This is a genomic window from Achromobacter marplatensis (assembly GCF_002209535.1).
In the GTDB taxonomy this organism is placed as follows: domain Bacteria; phylum Pseudomonadota; class Gammaproteobacteria; order Burkholderiales; family Burkholderiaceae_B; genus Achromobacter; species Achromobacter marplatensis.
The window spans coordinates 1-2058 of sequence record NZ_NJIG01000042.1 but is presented as its reverse complement, the minus strand read 5'-3'; the positions used below and the strand labels follow the sequence as shown (position 1 = coordinate 2058).

General features: G+C 66.7%; 2 protein-coding genes. Both read left to right on the top strand.

Annotated features, from left to right (window positions below):
- Positions 1 to 31: 31 nt before the first annotated feature.
- Entirely contained in the window at positions 32 to 388 is a 357-nt protein-coding gene (gene tnpB, locus CEY09_RS31705; RefSeq protein ID WP_158218705.1) for an IS66 family insertion sequence element accessory protein TnpB, read from the top strand.
- A 62-nt stretch (positions 389 to 450) separates the two neighbouring features.
- Positions 451 to 2022, top strand: a complete 1572-nt coding sequence (gene tnpC / locus CEY09_RS31700; protein ID WP_026385305.1) for an IS66 family transposase — start codon at positions 451 to 453, stop codon at positions 2020 to 2022.
- The last annotated feature ends 36 nt before the right edge of the window (positions 2023 to 2058 follow it).

Below are 2058 nucleotides of genomic sequence, written 5' to 3'. Positions count from 1 at the left end.
GGCCCGTGAGTGAAGCGGGCGCATGTGTGGCGTGGCTACGCGAGTGGCTGCGGTGATCCGTGTCGATGCGATCTGGCTGGCCACCGAGCCGCTGGACATGCGCGCCGGCACCGAGACGGCACTGGCCCGGGTGGTGGCCGTGTTCGGTTCGGCCCGTCCGCACCACGCCTATTGCTTCGCAAACCGGCGCGCCAACCGCATGAAGGTGCTGGTACATGACGGGATCGGCGTGTGGCTGGCCGCGCGCCGGCTGAACCGCGGCAAGTTCGTGTGGGCCGATGCGCTGCGCGGCCCACACGTCGCGGTCGACAGTGAGCAGTGGCAGGCGCTGGTGCTGGGCCTGCCTTGGCAGCATGTGGGCGCGGCAGGCGCGATCTCGGTGTTGTAGCGCCGGACAATCCGGCAAGACGCCAATATCGCCGCTGCGAACCCTGCGGCATACTGTGGGCCATGAGTACCGCATCCCTGGATCACCTCGACGCACAGCAACTGCGCGCGTTGGCCGAACGCCTGATGGGCGAGGTGGCCGCGCGTGACGCCCAGATAGCGGCGCACGATGCGGTGGTTGCCGAGCGGGATCGCGTACTGCACTTCAAACAGACGCACATCGACCAGCTCATGCAGGAGCTGGCGCTGTACAAGCGCTGGCGTTACGGCAAGCGCAGCGAGCAACTGAACCCTGCGCAGGCAAGCCTTCTGGAAGAAACGATGGATGCCGACATGGCGGCTATCGAAGAGGAAGTCAACGCGCTGCGCGAGGCGATATCCGCCAAGCCTGCGCCGCCGCAAGCGCCGCGCCGCATGCGGTTGCCGCCCGAACTGCCGCGCACCGACATCCATCACGAACCGGCGTCCACGACGTGCCGCTGCGGCTGCGGCTTGAAGCGCATCGGCGAGGACGTCAGCGAGAAGCTGGATTACCTGCCGGGCGTCTTTACGGTCGAACGTCACATCCGCGGCAAATGGGTGTGCGAGCACTGCGAGACGCTCACGCAGGCGCCGGTCCCCGCGCAGGTCATCGACAAGGGCATCCCGACGGCGGGACTTCTGGCGCAGGTGCTGGTGGCCAAGTTCGCCGACCACCTGCCGCTATACCGCCAGGAAGGCATCTTTGCGCGCGCCGGTCTGGCGCTGCCGCGCTCGACGCTGGGCGAGTGGGTCGGCGTATGCGGGCTGCGGTTGCAGCCGCTGGTCGATGCGCTCAAGGCCGAGGTGCTGGGCAAACCCGTGCTGCATGCCGACGAGACGCCAGTGCAGATGCTCAATCCGGGCGCGGGCAAGACGCACCGGGCCTACTTGTGGGCATACACACCGACCTCGTTCGACAGCCTGCGTGCAGTGCTCTACGACTTCGCGCCAAGCCGGGCCGGTGAGCACTGCCGCACGTTCCTGCAAGATTGGCGCGGCAAACTGGTGACCGACGATTATGTGGGCTACAAGGCCGGCTTCGCTGCCGGCATCAAGGAACTTGGCTGCATGGCGCACGCCAGGCGCAAGTTCCATGACCTGCATGCGAGCCACCAGAGCCAGATCGCCGGAGAGGCACTGGATCTGTTCGGCGCGCTCTACGGCGTAGAGCGGGACGTAGCCGACCTGCCTGCCGACGAGCGCAGGCGGATACGTCAGGATCGCGCCAGGCCGATCGCCGAGACCTTGCATCGATGGCTGATCGCGCAGCGCCAGCGCGTGCCCGATGGCTCGGGTACCGCACGCGCCATCGACTACAGCCTCAAGCGCTGGGAGGCGCTCACGCGCTATCTTGATGATGGCGATGCACCGATCGACAACAACTGGGTGGAGAACCAGATCCGGCCCTGGGCGATCGGGCGCTCGAACTGGTTGTTCGCAGGCTCGCTGCGCGGCGGGCAGCGTGCGGCCGCCATTATGAGCCTGATCCAGTCGGCGCGGCTCAATGGGCACGACCCGTACGCCTATCTGAAGGACGTGCTCACGCGCCTGCCCACGCAGAAAAACAGCCAGATCGCTGAGCTGCTGCCGCATCGGTGGCAACCTGCTGCATAAGCAGAACCGTCAAGGGTGTGTTCAGCAGGCGCTTGC

Excerpts from the sequence above, each read along its gene's own strand:
- tnpC (WP_026385305.1), top strand. The coding sequence starts at position 451 with ATGAGTACCGCATCCCTGGATCACCTCGACGCACAGCAACTGCGCGCG.